Source organism: Actinomadura sp. ATCC 39365 (assembly GCF_054392275.1).
The window spans coordinates 4,809,605-4,830,712 of the sequence record NZ_CP184335.1 but is presented as its reverse complement, the minus strand read 5'-3'; the positions used below and the strand labels follow the sequence as shown (position 1 = coordinate 4,830,712).

Annotated in this window: 20 protein-coding genes and 1 pseudogene; 5 read left to right on the top strand and 16 right to left on the bottom strand. The window is 73.1% G+C overall.

Annotated features, from left to right (window positions below; all coding sequences use genetic code 11):
- The first annotated feature begins 24 nt into the window (after positions 1-24).
- Positions 25-765, top strand: a complete 741-nt coding sequence (locus ACNF49_RS23800) for a GntR family transcriptional regulator (protein WP_357977403.1) — start codon at positions 25-27, stop codon at positions 763-765.
- Here the strand turns inward: ACNF49_RS23800 and ACNF49_RS23795 are convergent.
- The 3 genes from ACNF49_RS23795 to ACNF49_RS23785 form a co-directional block, all read right to left on the bottom strand.
- On the bottom strand, positions 709-1,356 hold the full coding sequence (locus ACNF49_RS23795; RefSeq protein ID WP_357977400.1) for a DedA family protein: 648 nt from the start codon (positions 1,354-1,356) through the stop codon (positions 709-711). The two genes, ACNF49_RS23800 and ACNF49_RS23795, sit on opposite strands and share 57 nt — an antisense overlap.
- Before the next feature lie 114 nt (positions 1,357-1,470).
- The gene (locus ACNF49_RS23790) at positions 1,471-1,974 is read right to left on the bottom strand and encodes a MarR family winged helix-turn-helix transcriptional regulator (RefSeq protein WP_352364113.1); all 504 of its coding nucleotides are present in this window, start codon (positions 1,972-1,974) and stop codon (positions 1,471-1,473) included.
- 84 nt (positions 1,975-2,058) lie between these two features.
- A complete protein-coding gene (locus ACNF49_RS23785; protein WP_482945021.1) occupies positions 2,059-3,909 on the bottom strand; it encodes an FUSC family protein in 1,851 nt (616 codons plus the stop codon).
- Between the two features lie 297 nt (positions 3,910-4,206).
- Here ACNF49_RS23785 and ACNF49_RS23780 point away from each other — a divergent pair, with 297 nt between their 5' ends.
- On the top strand, positions 4,207-4,605 hold the full coding sequence (locus ACNF49_RS23780) for a DUF3592 domain-containing protein (RefSeq protein ID WP_357977393.1): 399 nt from the start codon (positions 4,207-4,209) through the stop codon (positions 4,603-4,605).
- A gap of 330 nt (positions 4,606-4,935) precedes the next feature.
- On the opposite strand, the gene ACNF49_RS23775 is transcribed toward ACNF49_RS23780, so the two are convergent.
- On the bottom strand, positions 4,936-7,026 hold the full coding sequence (locus ACNF49_RS23775; protein WP_482945020.1) for an alpha-galactosidase: 2,091 nt from the start codon (positions 7,024-7,026) through the stop codon (positions 4,936-4,938).
- A 16-nt stretch (positions 7,027-7,042) separates the two neighbouring features.
- Positions 7,043-7,213, bottom strand: coding sequence for a hypothetical protein (locus ACNF49_RS23770; RefSeq protein ID WP_482945019.1), 171 nt, complete (start codon positions 7,211-7,213; stop codon positions 7,043-7,045).
- An 81-nt stretch (positions 7,214-7,294) separates the two neighbouring features.
- On the opposite strand from ACNF49_RS23770, the gene ACNF49_RS23765 reads away from it, so the two are divergent.
- Together ACNF49_RS23765 and ACNF49_RS23760 are read left to right on the top strand one after the other, a co-directional pair.
- The gene (locus ACNF49_RS23765) at positions 7,295-7,624 is read left to right on the top strand and encodes an STAS domain-containing protein (RefSeq protein ID WP_357977387.1); all 330 of its coding nucleotides are present in this window, start codon (positions 7,295-7,297) and stop codon (positions 7,622-7,624) included.
- 39 nt (positions 7,625-7,663) lie between these two features.
- Positions 7,664-9,079, top strand: a complete 1,416-nt coding sequence (locus tag ACNF49_RS23760) for an RNB domain-containing ribonuclease (RefSeq protein ID WP_482945574.1) — start codon at positions 7,664-7,666, stop codon at positions 9,077-9,079.
- A 79-nt stretch (positions 9,080-9,158) separates the two neighbouring features.
- Here the strand turns inward: ACNF49_RS23760 and ACNF49_RS23755 are convergent, their stop codons facing one another.
- The 10 genes and pseudogenes from ACNF49_RS23755 to ACNF49_RS23710 all read right to left on the bottom strand — a co-directional run bounded on the left by ACNF49_RS23755 (position 9,159) and on the right by ACNF49_RS23710 (position 19,571).
- Positions 9,159-9,329 carry a hypothetical protein gene (locus ACNF49_RS23755; RefSeq protein ID WP_352331507.1) on the bottom strand — a complete coding sequence of 57 codons (171 nt, stop codon included), beginning with the start codon at positions 9,327-9,329 and terminating at the stop codon, positions 9,159-9,161.
- A gap of 191 nt (positions 9,330-9,520) precedes the next feature.
- Positions 9,521-10,099 (bottom strand): TetR/AcrR family transcriptional regulator, encoded by a 579-nt coding sequence (locus ACNF49_RS23750; RefSeq protein WP_482945018.1) that lies wholly within the window; start codon positions 10,097-10,099, stop codon positions 9,521-9,523.
- A 128-nt stretch (positions 10,100-10,227) separates the two neighbouring features.
- Positions 10,228-11,877, bottom strand: coding sequence for an ABC transporter ATP-binding protein (locus ACNF49_RS23745; RefSeq protein WP_357977378.1), 1,650 nt, complete (start codon positions 11,875-11,877; stop codon positions 10,228-10,230).
- A 578-nt stretch (positions 11,878-12,455) separates the two neighbouring features.
- Positions 12,456-15,183 (bottom strand): annotated as a pseudogene (locus ACNF49_RS23740) (DEAD/DEAH box helicase).
- A gap of 79 nt (positions 15,184-15,262) precedes the next feature.
- The gene (locus tag ACNF49_RS23735; RefSeq protein WP_482945017.1) at positions 15,263-16,150 is read right to left on the bottom strand and encodes a diacylglycerol/lipid kinase family protein; all 888 of its coding nucleotides are present in this window, start codon (positions 16,148-16,150) and stop codon (positions 15,263-15,265) included.
- A 16-nt stretch (positions 16,151-16,166) separates the two neighbouring features.
- On the bottom strand, positions 16,167-17,036 hold the full coding sequence (gene tatC / locus ACNF49_RS23730; protein WP_357977369.1) for a twin-arginine translocase subunit TatC: 870 nt from the start codon (positions 17,034-17,036) through the stop codon (positions 16,167-16,169).
- A gap of 34 nt (positions 17,037-17,070) precedes the next feature.
- A complete protein-coding gene (gene tatA / locus ACNF49_RS23725) occupies positions 17,071-17,415 on the bottom strand; it encodes a Sec-independent protein translocase subunit TatA (protein WP_482945016.1) in 345 nt (114 codons plus the stop codon).
- 13 nt (positions 17,416-17,428) lie between these two features.
- Positions 17,429-17,647, bottom strand: a complete 219-nt coding sequence (locus tag ACNF49_RS23720) for a hypothetical protein (protein WP_357977363.1) — start codon at positions 17,645-17,647, stop codon at positions 17,429-17,431.
- Positions 17,644-18,612, bottom strand: a complete 969-nt coding sequence (locus ACNF49_RS23715) for a helix-turn-helix transcriptional regulator (protein WP_357977361.1) — start codon at positions 18,610-18,612, stop codon at positions 17,644-17,646. The genes ACNF49_RS23720 and ACNF49_RS23715 overlap by 4 nt, the downstream gene beginning before the upstream one ends.
- Positions 18,609-19,571: a helix-turn-helix transcriptional regulator gene (locus ACNF49_RS23710; protein ID WP_482945015.1), complete on the bottom strand. Its 963-nt coding sequence runs from the start codon at positions 19,569-19,571 to the stop codon at positions 18,609-18,611. Before ACNF49_RS23710 ends, ACNF49_RS23715 begins: the two co-directional genes overlap by 4 nt.
- A 38-nt stretch (positions 19,572-19,609) precedes the next feature.
- Between ACNF49_RS23710 and ACNF49_RS23705 the strand changes: the two genes are divergently transcribed.
- A complete protein-coding gene (locus ACNF49_RS23705) occupies positions 19,610-20,677 on the top strand; it encodes a DUF3866 family protein (RefSeq protein ID WP_482945014.1) in 1,068 nt (355 codons plus the stop codon).
- Here the strand turns inward: ACNF49_RS23705 and ACNF49_RS23700 are convergent.
- Complete coding sequence (locus tag ACNF49_RS23700) at positions 20,623-21,102, bottom strand: DUF3291 domain-containing protein (RefSeq protein WP_357977352.1); 480 nt, start codon at positions 21,100-21,102, stop codon at positions 20,623-20,625. The genes ACNF49_RS23705 and ACNF49_RS23700 overlap by 55 nt on opposite strands.
- Positions 21,103-21,108 lie beyond the last annotated feature (6 nt).

Genomic DNA, 21,108 nt, shown 5'->3' with positions numbered 1-21,108 from the left:
CTGACCTCGGTTAGGCTGATCAGCATGACCCCGAACCTGGCCATCGACCTGGACCGATCCAGCCCTGTGCCGCTCTACTTCCAGGTGGCGGAGCAGATCGCCGAGGCGATCCGGCGCGGCGACCTGGCGCCCGGCTCCCGGCTGGACAACGAGATCCTGCTCGCCGACAAGCTCGGCCTGTCCAGGCCGACGATCCGCCAGGCGATCCAATACCTCGTGGACAAGGGCCTGCTGGTCCGCAAGCGCGGCGTCGGCACGCAGGTGGTGCACGGCCAGGTCAAGCGCTCGGTCGAGCTGACCAGCCTCTACGACGACCTGCGCCGCTCGGGCCAGGAACCGGCCACGCAGGTGCTCGCGCTGGAGCCGCGCCCGGCCGAGGAGGACAAGGCGGCCATCCTGGGCGTCGAGCCCGGCACCGAGATCCTCTACCTCGAACGCCTGCGCTTCGCCGCCGGCGAGCCGCTCGCCGTGCTGCACAACTGGCTGCCGCTGGGCCTGGCCCCGCTCTCCGCCGCCGACCTGGAGGGCCGCGGCCTGTACGAGGTGCTGCGCGGCGCGGGCGTGCGCATGCGGGTGGCCAACCAGCGCATCGGGGCCCGCGCCGCCGGCCAGGTCGAGGCCAAGCTGCTCGACGAGCGCCGCGGCGCGCCGCTGCTCACCATGATCAGGACGACGTACGACGACCAGGGCCGGGCCGTCGAGCACGGCTCACACGTCTATCGGGCCTCTCACTACTCCCTCGAGGTCACCCTCATCGAGCGCTGAGGCCGCGCGGCGCTTGAGGTAGAGCGTGGTGCCGATGCCGAAGAGCACGGCCACCCCGAGCCCGACCCAGGAGAAGCCCTTCAGCCATTTCTCGGCCACCATCCCGAGATAGTAGATCACCGCGGTGGTGCCGCCCGCCCACACGATGCCGCCCAGCACGTTCGCCACGGCGAACCGCCAGTACGGCATGCGCAGCGCCCCCGCCAGCGGCCCGGCCAGGATGCGCAGCAGCGCGATGAAGCGGCCGACGAACACGGCCCAGACGCCGTACCGGTGGAAGTAGTCCTCGGCCTTGGCGACGTGGCGGGGGCCGAAGTGGCGGGGGAAGCGGCGGCCCAGCCGTTCGAACAGACGGCGGCCGCCCTTGCGCCCGATGGCGTAGCCGGCGGAGTCACCCACGATCGCCCCCGCGCTCGCGCACACGCCGACGGCGACCGGGCTGACCACGCCCTTGGCGGACAGAATGGCGGCGCTGACCAGCACGATCTCGCCGGGCAGCGGGATGCCGAGGCTCTCCAGGCCGATCACGAGCGCGACCATCGCGCACAACCAGGCGGCGGGGATCGCTTGCAGCCATTCGTCGATATGCACGCGGCCACCCTAACCCCGCTCCCCACCTCCTCCATCCGTCCGCCACCCGACCCTCACTCCCGGGCCGGGCCCGCCGTGCGGCGGTGGGGGTGGGGGTGCGGAGACGGAGGGGGCTCAGCCGAGCAGGCCGCCGAGGCGGCCTTCCAGGACGAGCAGCAGTTCGGCCAGCAGGTCGGCGAGCTGGCGTTCGCGGTCGCGGGGAAGCCCTTCCAGCAGCTCGGTCTCGTAGTCGAGCTGCTCGGGCAGCAGGCGCAGGATCAGCTCCCTGCCGCGTCCGGTCAGCGAGAGGTGGGCGACACGACGGTCCCGCTCGTCCACCCGACGGGCGACCAGGCCGATCTCCTCCAGCCGCCTGACCCGCTTGGTCACGGCGGCTCCCGAGGCGAACGTCTCGCGAGCCAGCCTGCCCGGCGTCAGCTCGCCGCCGACCCTGAGCAGGGCGCACAGCAGGTCGTACTCCGGGCGGCTCACCCCGGCCCGCCCGAGCGGGGCGTCGGCGGCCTGCTGCAGGAGCGCGGCGCAGCGGTTGAGCCTGCCGATGACGGCGATCGTGTCGAGGTCGGCGTCGGGAAGGACCTGCCGCCATTGCCGCAACGCCTTCGCGACGGCGTCCTCCACGTGCTCGTTCCTCTCATCGTGCCGATCTTCCGGTGGCTCCGATCGTACGCGCCGACGGCGCCCCCTCGGCCCCGGGCAGAGCGATCAGGCGTACAGGGTGGCGAGTCTGCGGTGGCCGGCGCGCTCGGCGGCGGCGATGCGCTCGTGCGGGAGCGCCCCGGTCCACCACTCGCCCGCGGCCACGTCGGCCGCTTCGCGGACCTCAACCAGCGCCGCGCGGAGCCGGTCACGCTCCCCCGGTTCCGGCGTCCCGGCCAGGATCCGCTCCAGACGTACGAGCCCCGCCCGTACGCGCCGGGCCGCCCTCCGGTCCGGCACCAGCACGCAGGCCAGCAACCCGGCCACCGCGCCGAGACACGTGTCCAGCCATCGATCGGCCACGAGCTCGGCCACCGGCCGCGTCCCGGCGAACTCCCCCATGAGGATGGCCATCGGCGTGACGAAGACGCTCCCCAGCCAGTGGTTGCGTGTGATGGCCGCCTCCGTCGCGAACTGCAACGCCAGAACGGCCACGACGAGCGCCACCGCGCCCAGCCGGGTCACGGGGGCGACCAGGGTGAACAGCCCGACGCCGAGCAGGTTGCCGACGACACGCTGGATGGCGCGGCTCCAGGAAAGGGTGGTGTTGGCCGCGAACACCGCCGCCGCCGTCACCACCGCCCAGTACGGCCTCCCCACCCCCAACGCCATCGACCCCCATCCGGCCACAGCGGCCCCGGCGAACACCATCCCGACCACCCGCCACCGTCTCGCCACCTCGACCATCACCCGCACGACGCCACCCCCTCCCCCGCACCGCACTCCACCGCCCGCTGCTGCGTGCCCCGGCCTGTCCGCTCCGATCGTCGCGAACTCGTCCCGTTCAGCCGCGACACCGGCGAGTTCGGCCCGCTCGTCCGCGGGGAGCGCGACCCCGGGCGGGGACGGCAGTGGGCGGCCTTTGCGCAGGTCCCGGGCCCAGCCGGCGAACTCTCCGACGACGGCCCGCCGCGCGGCCCCGGAAGGGGCCGGAGCCCCAGAAACCCCCCGCACCCCTGGAACGCCCCGAACGCCCTGAACACCCTGAACGGCACGAAAGCCGCGAACTCCCTGAACACCCGAAGCGCCCGAAACACCTGAAGCGTCCGAAGCCCCGGGAGCGCCCGGAACCCTCGTAGCGCCCGGCCCGGTCTCCTCGGCTATCCCAGCGGCGGCCGACTCTGCGCGGACCAGCAGCCAGGACAGCGCGTCGCGACGCCGAACGGGGACGCCGGAGCGCATGAGCGTCTGCCAGGCGGCGTTGACCGCCGCCGCAGCGGCATGGTGCGCCTGCCGAACCGCGGCGGACTCGCGTTCCTCGGAGAAATCGCCGGCCTCCGAGAGGTCGCGGGGGTCGGGGGACGTCCGCAGGAGGTGGGCGGTGGATTCGAGGGCGCGGGCGACGGCGATGCGTTCGGGGCCGTCGGGGCGGAGGAGGCCGGGGGCCATGCCGACCGTCCAGGCGAGGAGCCCGCCGAGCAGCCCGAGGCCGACGTGGGCGGGCACGTCGCCCAGTTCCTGCGGTACGAACACCGCACTGGCCGCGACGAACGTGAGCACGACGTTCCCCGGCGGCCCGATCCGGGTCGCGTCGCAGACCGCCTTGTGCAGCCCGGCCAGCAGGGCGGCCACCGCAACCCGGACGGCGACCGAGCCGGTGAGGGCCGAGGCGACCAGCGCGACCGCCGTGCCGGACGTCATGCCCAGCACCACCCAGGCCAGCGCCCTGGCACGGGCCGCGTACGGCAGGCCGTGACCGTACAAGGCGCACATCGAGCCGGCGGCGGCGTAGGGCACCAGGTCGAGCCGTCCGGCCCACAGGAGGGCGAGCAGCGGGACGGCGAGGGCGACGACGGCGCTCAGGGCAGGCTTGTGCCAGATGTCGCCAACGGGCCCCAGACGCAGCGCCGCACGCACGGGCAGCCGCGCACGCCACCCCGACGACGCCCCCGACGACGGCCCTGACGGTGATCCCGAGTGGGGACCGGGCGACGGCGAGGGAGGGGACGGCACGGATCGGGCACGAGGTCGGAGGGCACTGGGCATCCCAAAAAGGTTACCAGGTGTTTTACCTGTGAAATAAACCAGGTCGGCGACGGGATCTTGCAACCGGCGATCAAGCGGCGGTCAAGCCGTCCCGGCTAGAAAGTCCTTCGAGATCGAACGGAACGAACCGCCCGGACGCCGGGCGGAGGACAGAACTGGGGAAGCACAGTGACCACGGGAATCTTGCTGGCTGTGGCGATCACCGCCGGGACGACGCTGATCACGGCCGCGGTCGGCGTGCCGTTCCTGATCATGGCGAGGAACGGCCAGCGGCTCCTGGCGACCGGGATTCCCGCGCAGGCCGTGGTGGAGTCGATGGCCGACACCCACATGTCCGTCAACGACCAGCCCGTCGTCAGCTTCGGCCTGGTGGTCCAGCCGCATGAGGGCCCCGCCTACCGGGTCGCCCACCGCCAGACGCTGCCGCGCATCCCCATGGGCCTGGTGGTCCCGGGCGCGGTGCTGCCCGTGAAGGTGGACCCGGCCCGGCCGGACCGGGTGCGCATCGACTGGGCGGCCTGGCGCCCCTCCCCCGCCGACGCCCCCTGGCGCCCGGCCACCCACTGACCGCGTCACTGACCGCACAACTGAGCACACGACCGAGCACGCCGACAGGAACCGGCACCCGGCCCGAGCACCGCGCGACCGGGAGTGGTCCTCACGCAACCGGGGCAGACGGCCGGGCGGCGCCAGGACGGCCGCGGCTGATGCCCGACCGGCCGGTCTGGCGCCCGTACAACCCGAGCTGGCACCCGTACGACCGGGCCTGACGCCCGTACAACCCGAGCTGGCACCCGTACGACCGGGCCTGGCACCCGTACGATCCGAGCTGGTTCCAGGGTGACTCGAGCTGGTGTCCGGGCGGTGGCCCAGCGGCTGGGGCCGGGGCTCGATCGGTCAGGCCTGCCGCCCCGCGGCCACCCGTTCGACCTCGAAGACCAGCGCCGAGGCCGGACGCAGCGCGGGCCCCGGCAACCCCAGCTCGGCCAGCGCCGCCCCCGGCACCCGCGCCGGCGCGAACACCCACTGCGGCAGCCCCGCGCCCTCCGGCAGCGGCCCCGCGGCGCGCACCTCGTACAGCGCGGCCGGGTCGAGCCCCGGCAGCCGCAACGGTTCCGGGCTGACGGTGACCCGGCTGGTGAGCTGGACGCAGGCGAACACGGCCCGTTCGGGCAGCACGACCCCGTGCAGCAGCGTCGAGGGGTCGGGATGGTCGGCCCGCACGACCCGGCCCGCGTGCAGCACCGGCCGCAGCCGCTTGTGCAGCGCGATCCAGACGCCCAGCTCCGCCAGCTCCTGCGGGCTCGCCGAGGTCAGGTCCCACTCCACGCCCATGTGGCCGAACATCGCGGTCGCCGCCCGGAAGGCGAGCGGCAGCGCGCGGCCGGTGATGTGGTCGTGGGGCGCGCCGACGTGGCAGCCCATGCGGTCCGGCGGCACCAGCAGCCCGGTCCAGCGCTGGATGGCCTGCCGGTCGAGGGCGTCGTTGCTGTCGGAGGCCCACACGCGGTCGGTACGGGCCAGGACGCCGTAGTCGATGCGCGCGCCACCCGACGAGCACGACTCGATCTCCAGCCCGGGGTGGCGACGGCGCAGCTCGTCGATCAGCCGGTAGACCGCGGCCGTCTGCGCGTGCACGCCGGGCGTCCCGTCGTGGACGGCCTCGGCCAGGTCGCGGTTGTGGTCCCACTTGATGTAGTCCAGCGCGTACTCGCGGGTCAGCGTGTCGAGGCGGTCGAGGAGGTGGTCGTAGACCTCGGGCCGGGCCAGGTCGAGCACCTGCTGGTTGCGCCAGAGCGCGGGCGGGCGGTCGGCGCGGGCGAGGATCCAGTCGGGGTGGGCGCGGGCCAGGTCGGAGTCGGGGTTGACCATCTCGGGCTCGAACCACAGGCCGAACTGCAGGCCCAGCTCGCGCACGTGCTCGGCCAGCGGGTGCAGGCCGCCGGGCCAGACGTCCTCGTCGACGTACCAGTCGCCGAGCCCGGCCCGGTCGTGGCGGCGGTGGCGGAACCAGCCGTCGTCGAGCACGAACCGTTCGATGCCGGCGGCGGCCGCCTTGTCGGCCAGCTCGCGCAGCCGGTCGAGGCCGTGGTCGAAGTAGGTCGCCTCCCAGTTGTTCAGGGTGACCGGGCGCACCGGGAGCGGACGGGCGGCGCGCAGGTGGTCGTGCAGGCGGCCGGCGGCCTCGTCCAGGCCGCTGCCGGACCAGGTGAAGTAGATCCACGGGGTGCTGTAGGCGCCGTCCTGGGCAAGGGTGATCTCGCCGGGTTCGAGCAGTTCGCCGGCGGCCAGCACGGCCTGGCCCTCGACGAGCCGTTCGGCGTAGTGCACGTGGCCGCCGCTCCACCCGGCGTGCACGGCCCACACCTCGCCGGAGCGGAAGCCGAAGCCGGGCGTGCCGGCGACGAGCAGGCCGGTCGCGTCGTGGCCGGTGCGGCCGCGGCGGCTCTCCCGCGACCACACCCCCTGCCCGAACTCCCTGCGCTGCGGCACCTTCTCCAGCGCCCACCGTCCGGTGAAGTCCAGCAGTTCGCCGGCCCTGGCGGGCAGCGGCAGCGCGCACGTCAACCCCTGCAGCCGGTACGGCGAGGCGGCGGTGTTGGTCACCGTGTGCCGCATCGTGACGACGCCGGAGGCGTCCATCACCAGCTCGCTGAGCAGCCGCAACCCCGCCTCGGCGTCCACGGCGGCGACGGTGACGCGGCCGCCCGCGCCCGGCTCGGCCGCCGTCTCGACGCTCTCGGCGCTCCAGCGCACCGGCCAGTGCTCACCGGCCCGGTCACCGGACAGGCCCGGCCGGCCGAACCAGGACTCGTCCTGGCCGGGCAGCAGCGCCAGCGCGGGGGTCAGCGACAGCAGGGCGGGTGCCAGGTCGGCGCCGGTGACCTGCCCGAGGTCGGCGCCGTAGTGCCGCACCCGCGGCAGGCCGGGGCCGGAGTCGTCGAGCACCAGGGCCGAGCCGGCGGCGGAAAGGATCACGGGGGGCACGTCACGCTCCTCAATGTCAGTACATCAGGTGGAACGAGACGTTACCGGGCAGTACGCCCCCGCCCGCAACGCCCGCGGCGCCGGTCTTGTCGGGCTCTTCGCACGGAGGGGCCTGCTCCGCGAGGCCGGACAGGAGGGCATGTACACTCCTCTTCGGAAACAGACCGTAGCGCTGCGTGACGATCATCGCATCCGGCGCCTTCGGCCAGGGGCGGGTCCCCGTAGTCAGCACCACTTCCCCCGCCCGGACCAACAGCGGGGAGCCGACATGGATTCTCTTCACCTGACCACCAGCCGCCACGACACGACCGTGACCGTCTCCCTGAGCGGCGAGCTCGACATCGCCACCACCGAGGCCGTCCGCGGCCACCTGCTCGGCGTGCTGGAGGAGGCCGGGCGCGCGCGGCGGCCGGACATGTCGGTGGTGATCGAGGTGGGCGGCCTGTCCTTCATCGACGCGGCCGGGCTCGGCATCCTGGTCTCCCTGCACAACCAGGCCGCCCGCGGGCACACCAGCCTGCGGCTGGCCAACGTCCCGCCCAACATGAAGCGCCTGCTGCGCATCACCGGCCTCGACGCCCACCTGACGCCCCAGTAGTGACGGTACGCCCGCCTTGAGTAGGTTGTGGGCGTGTCGATGATTCAGGTTCCTGGCCCGATCCCCGCCAGGCTGGAGGACGGGTTCGACCGCGTGCTGCGCGAGCAGCGGCTGCCCGCCGGGTTCCCCCAGGACGTGCTCGACGAGGCCGACTGGGTGGCGCAGGTGCCCAGGCTTGACGCCGAAGACCTGACCCACGTGCCGTTCGTGACCATCGACCCGCCGGGCTCGATGGACCTCGACCAGGCCCTGCACCTGGAACGGCTGCGCGACGGCTACCGCGTCTGGTACGCCATCGCCGACGTCGGCGCCTTCGTCCGGCCGGGCGGCCGGGTCGACGCCGAGGCCCGTACCAGGGGGGAGACGGTGTACCTGCCGGTGGGCAGGGTGCCGCTGCATCCCAGGGTGCTGTCGGAGGGCGCGGCGAGCCTGCTGCCCGGAGCGATCCGGCCGGCCGCGGTCTGGCGCGTCGACCTCGACGCCGAGGGCCGGATCGTCGGCGCGGACGTGCAGCGCGCCCGGGTGCGCAGCCGCGAACGGCTCGACTACGCCTACGTGCAGGCGGCCGTGGACACCGGCACCGCCGACGGCACCCTGAGCCTGCTGGCCGAGATCGGCGCGCTGCGGCTGGGGCTGGAGCGGGCGCGCGGCGGCGTCACGCTGCCCACGCCCGAGCAGGAGGTCGTCCGGGACGACGACGGCGGCTACCGGCTGGAGTACCGCATGCCGCTGCCCGCCGAGGCGTGGAACGCCCAGATCTCGCTGCTGACCGGCATGGCCGCCGCCTCGATGATGCTGGACGCCGAGATCGGCATCCTGCGCGTGCTGCCCGCGCCGCAGCCGGAGGACCTGGCCAAGGTGCGCAGGGTCGCGCAGGCGCTCGGCGTGCCGTGGCCCGAGGGCGCCGGTTACGGAGAGGTCGTGCACGACCTCGACCCCAAGAACCCGCAGCAGGCGGCGTTCCTGCAGGAGTCGAAGGTGCTGCTGCGCGGCGCGGGGTACGCGGCCTTCGACGGCGCGCCGCCCAAGCTGGCCGAGCACTCGGCGGTGGCGGCGCCGTACGCGCACGTCACGGCTCCGCTGCGGCGCTTGGTGGACCGGTACGCGACCGAGGTGTGCCTGGCGGTCGCGGCGGGCGAGCCGGTGCCCTCGGACGTCCGGGCCGCGCTGCCGCTGCTGCCCGACATCATGTCGGCGACCGGCCGCCGCGCCGGTGCGGTCGACCGGGCCTGCGTGGACCTGGTGGAGGCGTTCCTGCTGCGGGAGCGGATCGGGCAGGCGTTCGAGGCGATGGTGATCGACGTGGACGAGCGCCGCGGCGGCGGCCAGGTGCAGCTCGTCGAGCCGGCCGTGATCGCCCGCTGCGACGGCGTCCTGCCCCTGGGCGAGCGGGTCACCGTCCGCCTGACGCAGGCCGACCCGGCCACCCGCGAGGTCCGCTTCACCCTGGCCTGACGCCGGGCCGGGCGCCCACGGGCACGGCGAGGGGCCGCACGCGGGACGATCTCGCGCACGGCCCCCGGTGGACCCGCCCTCACCGCTTGAGCGGCGACCATCCCGCGCCGACCCCCAGCAGGTGGAGGGCGACGCACAGCAGCCCGGCCGTGGTGAGCGTGCCCGCGGTGAGCACGTTGCCGACGGCGGTGCCGGCGATGTCGAAGATCAGGGCGAGCAGGAAGAACAGGGCGGCGATGAGAGCGAACACGGGTTACCTCCCGAGCTGACCGGACCCCGGCCCGATGGGCCTGAAGGGGAGTCCCTTTCCTACGCCTTGGGGATGTCCGCCGGATTCGGCGGAGAAACTGCCTCGAGGGTGACGATCTGTAGCCATATGACGACACACCCTTGACCGGCCGGTCAGTCGGGCTCGGGCCGCCCGCCGTACCTCACGACCGGTCACCTCACCCCGGCGCGCATGCCGTCGCACATCACGGCCGCCATCCGCCCGGCCGCGCCCCTGCCCCGCGCGCGGCGTTCGGCCGCCAGGGCGCCGCGCAGCAGGTCGCGCACGTCGTCGGCGGACAGGTCGCGGCGCACGGCTCCGGCGCGCTGCGCGCGGGCCAGCAGCCGCCCGATCGCGTCGGCCAGGTCGGCCTCCAGCGTCGAGCCGGGCCGCGGCGCCGGCCCCGCGCCGCCTTCCAGCAGGTCGCACAGCACCTGGTGGGCCGCGGCTTGCTCGACGACCCGGCAGAACCAGCCGAAGAAGGCCCGCCCGGCGTCCTCGGCGGTGGCCAGTGCGCGGGCGTCGGCCACGAAACGTTCGGCCCGGCCCAGCAGCACCGCCTCCAGCAGCGCCTCCTTGGTGGGGAAGTGCCGGTGAACGGTGCCGACCCCGAACCCGGCGCGGCGGGCGATCTCGTCGAGGGAGATGGTCAGCCCGTCGGCGGCCAGCGCCTCCTGCGCGATCTGCAGGACCCGCTCGCGGTTGCGGCGGGCGTCGGCGCGTAACGGCCGGGCGGAGCTGTGGTCGCCCATGGGGAACCTGCCTTCGGCAAGCGGAGGGAGGGCTCCGATTCTACCGGGCGGTAGCCCGGCGTGGCGCGGCCGCCCGCCCTGGCCGGAGCCAGGAGGGGCGGCCGCATGGGACCTGTCACACCGGCCGCTCAGGGCGGCGCCGCCAGCGGCGGCCTGAGGCCGAACGAGCCGACGCGCTTGAGCCGGATGCGCTCCTCGCGGGGCAGCGGCTCCAGCTCCACGGCTCGCGCGCCCTCCGGCACGTGACGCAGGTCGTGGGTGATGAGGATGGTCGTGCGCCCGGCCATCAGCCGCCGCAGCGGCTTCATGACCTGGGCGACGGTGGCGTCGTCCAGCCCGGTCATCGGCTCGTCGAGCACCAGGACGGGCGCGTCGCGCAGGATGGCCCTGGCGATCCCGATCCGCTGCCGCTGGCCGCCGGACAGCAGCCGGCCCCGCTGACCGACCGGGGTGTCGTACCCCTGGGGCAGCAGCTTGACGAAGTCGTGCACGCCCGCCGCCTCGGCCGCCCTGATCACCTCGTCGAGCGAGGCGCCCGGCCGGCCGTAGGCGATGTTGTCGCGTACGGACCCCGAGAACAGCAGCGTCTCCTGGTGCAGGATCGCCACGTTGGCACGCAGCGACTCCCGCGTCAGGCCCCTGATGTCGCGGCCGTCGAGCAGGATGCGGCCGCGTTCCGGGTCGTAGAAGCGCAGCAGCAGCTTGGCCAGCGTCGACTTGCCGCTCCCGCTGGGCCCGGTGCAGACGATCAGCTCGCCGGGCCCGGCGGTGAACGACACATCGCGCACGGCGGGCCGTGTGCGTCCCGGATAGGTGAAGCCGACGCCGTCGAACTCCACCCGTCCCTCGGCCCGGCCGGGCAGCGCCACCGCCCCCTCGCGGTCGGTGACGAGGGGCCGGGCGCGCAGGACCTCGATCACGCGGTCGGACCCCGCCGCCGCCTCCGACACCGTCAGCGCGAGCTCCCCCAGGCTCTGCACGGCCGGGTAGAGCATCGCCAGGTAGGCGGCGAAGGCGAGCAGGCCGCCCAGGGTGAGCCGTCCGGAGACGATCTCCCAGGCGCCGAACCCGATGATGACGATCAGGCAGACCGTCTCGATGACCTGGACGACGGGCTGGTAGAGCCCCGACAGCCAGGCCTGGGACAGGTTGGCGCGCAGCCAGTGGCGGCCCTCGCCGTGCAGGCGCCCGGACTCGGCCCCCTGCCGGTTGTAGGCCTGGACGAGCGCCTGGTTGGCCAGACCCTCCTCCAGCACGCTGTTCATGGCGCCGTTGCTGAGCCGCTCGCGCGCCGCCGCCGTCCTGAACCTGGCCGCGAACAGCTTGGAGACGACCAGGAACGCCGGGATCAGCGCCATCGTGATGAGCGCGAGGTCCCAGCGGATGAGGAAGGCGGCGCCGGCGAAGAACACCACGCTGGCCGCGGTGGTGAACAGCTTGACCAGGCCGGAGCCGACCAGTTCCTCGATGGCCTGGACGTCGTCGGTCAGCCGGGCCATGAGGTCGCCGAGCCGCCGGTTCTCCGAGAAGTCCGGCGACAGGGTCTGGATGTGCGCGAACACGCGGTCGCGCAGGGCGAGCAGGAAACGTTCCGCGCCGTAGGCCGTGGCGTACGTCCCGACGAAGGACGTCACCCCGGCGAAGGCGGCGAGCCCGAGCCAGGTGAGGGCGGGCGCCCAGAAGGCGTCCAGATCGCGTGTGGCGAGCACGTCGTCGGTGATGTGCCCGAACAGGCGGATCGCGGCGACCTCGCAGAGTGCTGCAAGGACGGCGAACACCACGCCACACGCGAAGAACCGGCGCAGACCTTTGGTGTCCGGCCAGAACTCGCGAAATGTTCGGCGGATGGAAACGGCGGGAGCGAGTTCACGGCCGGAGAGCGTAAGGGAGAGCCGGCGGCTGGGCCGCCGGCTCTCACGGGGTTGCTCTACCACCCCCAGCCCCACCACCTGCGGTAACCGCAGCAGCGGCGGCGGGCCCACCGGCGCCGGCGACAGCGCCAGGACTCCTGGAAGCCGGCCTGGGTCAGCTGGTTGTTAGCCATGTCTTCCTCCCCCGTATGGCTGTTCCATTCGACAAATGGGACGATACCCACGAATTCGCCGCAAATCACCCGAAGTTCAGCCGTTAAAGGGAGAATTGACCGGTGAATCCCGGCCACAAAGGCACTTCTGCCGGCCACTTAAATGAGCCGTAAATCGCGAAAACCGCTGATAGCGGTAACGGGACGCTCAAAGATGCTACTCAGAACTGGTTCTCACCTAATCGGAAAACCCGAAGGGCGGGCGGATCCGGCCGGATCCGCCCGCCCTTCGCGGGCATTCCCGCACGTCAGGCGAGCCCTCAGGTGAGCCCCTCAGGTGAGTGACGAGTACGCCACGACGCCACGTCGCATGGCGTCCATCGCCTTGCCCGCGGTCTGCTTGATCTTGCTGCCCTCGGGAGCCGCGCTCCCGAGCTGGCCGAGCAGGTCCATCAGCTGCTTGATCCACCGCACGAAGTCGCCGGCCGCCAGCTCGTTGCCGGCCACGCCCTCCAGCAGCACCGCGTCGAGGCTGTGGCCCTTGGCCCACCGGAACGCCGCCCACGCGAACCCCAGATCGGGCTCGCGGATGGTGGACAGCCCGTGGTCGGACTCGATGCCCTCCAGCTCGCCCCACAGCCGGACCATCGACGACAGCGCATCCTGGGCCCGCCCGGCCGGGATCTTGGGACGGCGCGCGTCGTCGGACTGCCGCGACTCGAAGACCAGCGCCGACACGCACGCGGCCAGCTCGGCCGGTTCGAGCTCCTCCCACAGGCCGCCGCGCAGGCACTCGGCGGTCAGCAGGTCGAGCTCGGTGTAGAGGCGGCCCAGGCGGCGGCCCTCGTCGGTGACGGTCTCGCCGTCGAGGTAGCCCAGCTGCTCCAGCACCGAGCAGATGCGGTCGAAGGTGCGGGAGATGACGTGGGAGCGGCCCTCGACGCGACGGCGCAGCCCCTCGGTCTCGCGCTGCAGCTTGTAGTAGCGCTCGGCCCAGCGGGCGTGGTCCTCCCGCTCGTCGCAGCCGTGGCACGGGTGCTGGCGGATGCGCCGGCGCAGCTCGTTGACCTCGTCGTCGTCGACCGAGTGGTCGCGCGCCCTGACCGGCTTGCCGAGATCGCGGTCGCCCATCTTGGCCAGCAGGGTGGAGACGAGGTTGGCACGCTCCTTCGGCGAACGACCGTTGAAGTTCTTCGGGATGCGCAGCTTCTCCAGCGGCTCGACCGGCACCGGGAAGTCGGCCGGGTCGAGCTTCTTGATCTGCTTGCCGATCGTCAGCACCAGCGGGCTCGGACCGTGGCCGCGCGGGTTGCGGCCGGGGTCGAGCACGATCGCCAGGCCCGCCCTGCGCCCGCCCGGCACCCGGATCACGTCGCCCGGCTCCAGCGCCTCCAGCGAGCGCACGGCGGCCGCGCGCCGGGCCGCGCCGCGCTGCTTGGACAGCTCGGCCTCCCGGTCCGACAGACGCCGGCGCAGCGCGGCGTATTCGGGGAAGTCGCCCAGGTGGCACGTCATGGCCTCCTGGTAGCCCTCCAGGGCCTCCTCGTGCTTGCGCAGCTGCTTGGCCAGGCCCACGACCGCCCGGTCGGCCTGGAACTGCGCGAAGGACTCCTCCAGCAGCGTGCGGGCGCGCTCCCGGCCGAACTGGCCCACCAGGTTGACGGCCATGTTGTAGGACGGCTGGAAGCTGGAGCGCAGCGGGTAGGTGCGGGTGCCGGCCAGCCCGGCCACCGACAGCGGGTCCATGCCCGGCTGCCACAGCACGACCGCGTGCCCCTCGACGTCGATGCCGCGCCGCCCGGCCCGCCCGGTGAGCTGGGTGTACTCGCCCGGGGTGAGGTCGGCGTGGGTCTCGCCGTTCCACTTGTCGAGCTTCTCGATCACCACGCTGCGCGCGGGCATGTTGATGCCCAGCGCCAGGGTCTCGGTGGCGAAGACGGCCTTGACCAGGCCGCGGGTGAACAGCTCCTCGACGACCTCCTTGAAGGCCGGCAGCATGCCTCGCGTGGTGGGCGGCCAGGCCGCGCTCCAGGCAGTCGCGCCATTCCAGGTAGCCCAGCACGGCCAGGTCTTCGTCGGGCAGGTGGGCGGTGCGCTCGTCGACGAGCTGCCTGATCTCGTGGCGCTCGCGGTCGGTGGTCAGCCGGATGCCGGCGTAGAGGCACTGCTGCACGGCCGCCTGGCAGCCGGCCCGCGAGAAGATGAACGTGATCGCCGGGAGCAGCCCCTCGGAGTCGAGCTTCTCGATCACCTGGACGCGGTCGGGCGGGCGTGAGCGGTGGACCTTGCCGTAGCCGCCGCGCCCGCGCCGCCCGGCCATGAGCCGCTCGGCGTCGCGTGTCACCCGCATCAGCGCGGGGTTGATGCGCAGCGTCAGGTCGTCGGTCATGAACATGTCGTAGACGCGGTTGCCGACCATCATGTGCTGCCACAGGGGCACCGGCCGGTGCTCGTCGACGATGACCGTGGTGTCGCCGCGCACCTCGCCCAGCCACTCGCCGAACTCCTCGGCGTTGCTGACCGTGGCCGACAGCGCCACCAGGCGCACCGACTCCGGCAGGTGGATGATGACCTCTTCCCACACCGCGCCGCGGAAGCGGTCGGCGAGGTAGTGGACCTCGTCCATGACGGCGAAGCCCAGCCCGGCCAGGGTGGCCGAGCCGGCGTAGAGCATGTTGCGCAGCACCTCGGTGGTCATGACCACGATCGGGGCCTCGCCGTTGACGCTGTTGTCGCCCGTCAGCAGGCCGACCTTGGCCGTGCCGTAGCGCTTGACCAGGTCGTTGTACTTCTGGTTGGACAGCGCCTTGATGGGGGTGGTGTAGAAGCACTTGCGGCCCTGCTCCAGGGCCAGGTGGACGGCGAACTCGCCGACGACCGTCTTGCCCGACCCGGTGGGCGCGGCCACCAGGACGCCGTCGCCCGCCTCCAGGGCCCGGCAGGCGTCGAGCTGGAAGTCGTCGAGCTCGAAGTCGTAGAGACCGCGGAACGATCTCAGCGCCCCTCCGTCGTCTCCGTGCTTCTGACGGAAGGCCGCGTAGCGTTCCGCTGGCGTTGTCATACCCGTCAGCCTACCGAAATCGCCATTCCGGTCCGTCCCGGCGGACTCGGCCCGCGGCGAACAGCCTTCACGTCGTGGATCAGGTGATCACACGGAGCGCGCCGGGCTGGATCTCGCAGGTGACCGGCACCGGCCCCACGCGCTCGCCGTCGGCGTAGGCCACCACGTCGGCCGCCTCCAGCGTGACCCGGCGGGCCCGCCGCACCGACACCGCCGGGTGCCCCACGTGGGTGCCCCGGTAGACGCCCGGGAAGACGCGCAGGAACTCGCGCTTGGACACCGCGCCGACCATCATCACGTCGAGCAGGCCGTCGTCGGGCGAGGCGTCGGGGCACACCCGCATGCCGGCCCCGTAGGAGCGGGTGTTGGCCACGGCGACCATCATGGCCTCCTGCTCGACCACCTCCCCGTCGTCGAGCGTGACCCGGAACGGGATGGGCCGGAAGGCGCGCAGCTCCTCGGCCACCGCCACCAGGTAGCGGCCCTTGCCGGGCGGCCAGGTGCGCCGGTTGGCGCGTTCGTTGACGCGCGAGTCGAAGCCGCAGCACAACACCCCGGCGAACAGCTCCTCCGACTCCCCGGCCCGTACGCGGGCCGCGTCGACCGGCCGGGCCCGCATCCGCAGCACGGTCCTGGCCGCGGCCAGCGGGTCGCGGTGGGCCAGGCCCAGGGCGGCGGCGAAGTCGTTGCCGGTGCCGGCCGGGATGATGCCGAGCGGCACGTCGGTGCCCGCCACGGCCTGGACGGCCAGGTGGACCAGCCCGTCGCCGCCGAAGGCGACCAGCGCGTCGGGACGCTCGGCGACGGCGGTGCAGGCACGTTCGAGGGCGTCGGCGGCGTCGGTGCCGACGATCACCGACAGCTCGGCGCCGCTGGCGCGCAACCGGCGGGCGACGGGTTCGAGCAGTCGCAGGGTGCGCCCGCCGCGTGCGGCGGGGTTGACGAGCAGGGCGATTTGGGGGGCCACGCCCGGAACCTATCGCCTATCGGGCACCGTCGGAATCCTCGGCGTCGGGCGGGACGTCCGCCAGCGGCGAGGCCTCGTCGTCGGACAGGTGCGAGAAGTCCTCGCCCGCGGGCCTGCGGCGCTCCCGCACGTACATGAAGAGCTCGGCGAGGAAGTACAGGATGATCATCGGCGCGGCCAGCGCCATCATGGTGAGCGGGTCGCCACCGGGGGTGATGACCGCCCCGAACACGAACATCGCGAAGATCACCGTACGCCGGTGCTTCTTGACGGTCGCGTGCGACAGGACGCCGATGACGTTGAGGAAGACCAGCAGCAGCGGCAGCTCGAACGACACGCCGAAGATCATCAACATGATCAGGACGTAGTCGAGGTACTCGTCGATCGAGATCGTCGCGACGGTGTCCTCGAGCGAGAAGCTCAGCAGGATGCCGAGGCTGGTGTCCATGATGACGTAGGCCAGGCCCGCGCCGAACACGAACAGCGGGACGGCCAGGCCGAGGAACGCGATCGAGTAGCGCTTCTCGTTGCGGTAGAGGGCCGGGGTGACGAAGGCCCAGATCTGGTAGAGCCAGACCGGTGAGGCCACCACGACGCCCACCATCGCCGCGACCTTCAGCGTGATGAAGAAGGACTGGAAGATGCCGTTGTAGACCAGGCTGCAGTGACCGTTGAGCTGGCGCGACTGCACCGTCTCGCAGTAGGGCGCGCGCAGCGCCTCCCACACCGGGTCGAACAGGATCCAGCCGACGACGATGCCCACGACCACCGCGAGAACCGAGATGAGCAGCCTGTTGCGCAGCTCACGCAGGTGCTCCATGAGCGGCATCCGGCCCTCGGGGTCGGGGGCCGATCCGGAATCACTCGACCGTTTGAGCAGCGCCATTCGCAGTCCAGGGGTGAAGGAGGAGGAAGGGGGGTCAGCCTTGCTTGTCGGCCTGGGCGGCGCTGGCGCGCAGGCGGGCGGCCTGCTCCTCGAGCTGGCGGGCCTGCTCCTCGGCCGAGAGCGCCGGGGCGGCGGCGGGGGCCGGGGCGGGGGTGATCGGCTGCGGTACGGGCTGCTGGGCCGGAGCCGGGGCCGGCTGCGCCTGGACCGTGGTGTGGGGCGTGTCGTCGTCGTCATCGCGGAGCTTGGCGGTCTCCGACTTGAAGATGCGCAGCGACCTGCCGACGCCCCTGGCCACGTCGGGCAGCTTCTTCGCACCGAACAGCAGGACGAGCACGCCTGCGATGATCAGGAGCTCGGGAACTCCAAGGTTCGACATGAAACGTCCTTTATCAGCGAGTGCCGGTCTTCAGCCCCGATGGTACGCCCCCAGGGGCCGTGGTCTCATCCTCCCGGGGCGTCAATCTGGCCCGCCCCGGCTCCAGACGCGCCTTCGCCGCGGCGACCTCCCTCTTCAGGGTGCGTGCCGCGGCGGCGGCCCTGGCGCCCGCGACGCCGAGCACGGCCAGCCCGGCCAGGACCAGCCCGGCGGCCAAGAAGATCCACGTCATGGGTGCTGAGCGTACAGGGCCAGGGCCCGCTCGGCCTCCCCGCGCACGGTCTCGGCCATCGCCGGCGGGGAGACGACCCGGCCGGTGTCGCCGAGCCGCAGCGCCAGCTTGACGATCCAGTCCTCGTCACGCGCCCGCAACGTTATCTTCAGCCGCCCTTCACCGAGCTCGGCGACCTCCTCGCACGGGTAGTACTCGGCCACCCACCGCCCGGCGGCGCTGACCTCCAGCTCGACCAGCTCGTCGGTCGGCGAGGGACGGAAGACGCCGCGGGTGACGTCGATGGGCTCGGCCTCGGCCGGCGGGTCGGCCGGCACGTCGAGCACGTCGACGCCGAGCACCCGGTCGAGCCGGAACAGCCGCATCGCCTCGGCCCGGTAGCACCAGCCCTCCAGGTAGGTGCGGCCGTCGACGACCACGACCCGGGTCGGGTCGACCTCGCGCGGGGTGACCTCGTCGCGCCCCGGCACGTAGTAGCGCAGCGACAACCGGCGCCGGCCGGTGAGCCCCTCGCGCACCCGGCCGAGGGCGTCGGGGGCGGCCTCGACGTCGAAGGCGACCTGGCTGCTGACGGTGGCCGCCCCCTCGCCCGCGGCGCGCTCCAGCTTGGCCACCACGCGCGGCAGCGCGTCGCCGGCGGCCACGTCGGCCAGCTCGGGCGTGGCGGCCAGCATGCGCAGCGCGACCAGCAGCGCACTGGCCTCGTCGATGCCGAGCCGCAGCGGCCGGGCGATGGTGTCGGCGTTGTCGATGATGATCTCGCCGCCGTCCCAGGAGACGTCGATGAGGTCGCCGGGGGTGTGGCCGGGCAGGCCGCACATCCACACCAGTTGCAGGTCGTCGATCAGCTGCTTCTCGCTCAGCCCGAACACCTCGGCGACCTCGCCGACCTGGGCCCCCGGGTGGGACATCAGGTACGGCACCAGCGCCAGCAGCCTGGGCAGCCGGTCAGCCGAACCGCTCATGCCAGGGCTCCCTTCAGTCGGCGGATGACGGCCTCGCGGGCGTCAGGAGGCTCGACCACCTCGACGTCGGCGCCGAGGCTGGCCATCCAGCCCGCGAGGCGTTCGGGGTCGGCGAAGGCCAGCTCGGCCTCGTCCCAGCCGTCCTCGCGCGGGTGCACGGCCCTGGCGAGCTGGCGCAGGCCCTCGCAGGTGCCCCGGCGCACCCGGATGACGGCCACGCGCTCGTCCACGGGCTCCTCGGGGAAGCCGACCATGGCCCGCAGGTCGACCCCGTGGGGCACCTCGACATCGCCGGCGCGGCCGAGTGCGGTGACCGCCCCGGCGATGCGGCTGAGGCGGAAGGCGCGCGGCGCGTCGCGGTCGCGGTCGAACCCGGCCAGGTACCAGCGTCCGCGCCGGCTGACCACGCCCCAGGGCTCGACGGTGCGGGCGCGCACGGTCTCGCTGCCGGAGGCGCGGTAGTCGAAGCGCACCACGCGGCGGTCGCGCACGGCGTTCCACAGGGCGGGGAAGGCCGGGTCGCGGGTGTCGACGCGCAGTTCCAGGGCGCCGCCGCCGATCGGGCCGCCGACCGGCTCGTCGGTGGCCACGCCGGCGGCGCGCAGCTTCAGCAGCGCCCCCGAGGCGGCCTCGGCCAGGCTGGCCCGCTGCCACACCTGCGCCGCCAGGCCCAGCACGGCGGCCTCGTCGGGCTCCAGGGTGATCTCCGGCAGCTCGTACGACTGCGGGTCGATGCGGTAGCCCGGCTCGTCCTCCCACGGGTCGCGTACGACGTCGATGGGGATGCCGATCTCACGCAGCTCGTTCTTGTCGCGTTCGAACATGCGCTGGAACGCCTCGTCGCCGTCGCGGTCGTAGCCGGGAACCGCCTGGCGGATCTGCTCGGCCGACAGCGGGCGCCGGGTGGCGAGCAGGCAGATCACCAGATTCAGCAACCGCTCGGTCTTACGGCGCGACATCTGCCTCACTCCTCCTTCATCGACGCTACCCTGCCCCCGTGATCAGATGGCGCAAGGGCGAGGTTGTCCGGATCCGACGCGAGTGGCCGGGAGCGGTGGAGCTGGATGTCGCCGTCCCCGAAGGTGAGTGCCGGGCACTGGCCTACCCCCCGTTGGTGGGCCGCCCGGAACCCGGTGACGAGGTCCTGCTCAACACGACCGCACTCGCGATGGGTCTCGGTACGGGAGGTTACGCCATGGTGGTGGCCGTCCCGAACCGTTTGCCGCAAGATCCGGTGGGTCCAGGGCACCTGGTGAAGGCCCGCTACACGCCGCTGCAGGCCACGGTGCTGGGCGCCGACGAGCAGGATTCGCAGTTCCACGACGTCCTGAGCGAGGCCGACGACCTGGCCGGGATGCCGGTGATCGTGGCCGATCTGCACTCGGCGCTGGCCCCGATCCTGTCCGGACTGTACGACGGCGCCCCCGGCCTGCGGGTGGCGTACGTGATGCAGGACGGCGGCGCGCTGCCCGCCTGGTTCTCGATGTCGGCGGCCCGGCTGCGCGAGACCGGCTGGCTGGCCGGGGTGGTGACGACGGGCCAGGCGTTCGGCGGCGACGTCGAGACGGTCACCGTCCACACCGGGCTGCTGGCGGCCCGGCACGTGCTGCGGGCCGACGTGGCGATCGTCACGCAGGGGCCGGGCAACCTGGGGACGGGCACCCGCTGGGGCTTCTCGGGCGTGGCGGCCGGCGAGGCGGTCAACGCCGCCGGGGTGCTGCGCGGCCGTCCGGTGGCGGCGCTGCGGGTCAGCGAGGGCGACGCGCGCGAGCGGCACGTCGGCCTCTCCCACCACTCGCTGACCGCCTACGGCCGGGTCGCGCTGTCGCCGGCCGACGTGGCGGTGCCGGAGCTGCCCGGCGCGTTCGGCGAGCGGGTGCGCGAGCAGGCCGAGCCGCTGGCGGCCCGGCACCGGCTGGTGCCGGTGCCGGTGGACGGCCTGCACGAGGCGCTGCGCGCCGCGCCCGTGAAGCTGTCCACCATGGGCAGGGGCCTGGAGGAGGACCTGCCCTACTTCCTGACCTCGGCGGCGGCGGGCAGGCTGGCGGCCTCGCTGCTGTCGTAGGAGTCCTTGTACGTGAACGCCTCGGGGCTCGGCCCCTCGGTCCTGAGGCGTTCCAGCCGCCGCATGCCCTCGGCCAGCGAGGGGATGTGCCCCTCGGGCACCCACCACATCACCATGTACGGCTCGGCCACGCGCAGGAACCACTCCCTGCGCCGGCGCAGCACGCCCAGGTGGACGCTGCGGTAGGTGAAGTCCCACAGGGTCTCCAGCGACTCCCACACCGAGAAGTTGATCAGCAGGTGGTCGCCGAAGTCGTGCACCACGGTGGCGGTGGGGTCGCTCTCGCTCTCCTTCATCCGCCACACGAAGCCGGGGGCCTCGTCGGCGACGGCGTTGACGGGTTCGAGCAGGGCGACGAACTCGGCGAGTTCGGGGGCGTCGATGGGCGCGCGCAGGTGCGCGACGTTGAGCTGGGCCAGATGCATGGGGCT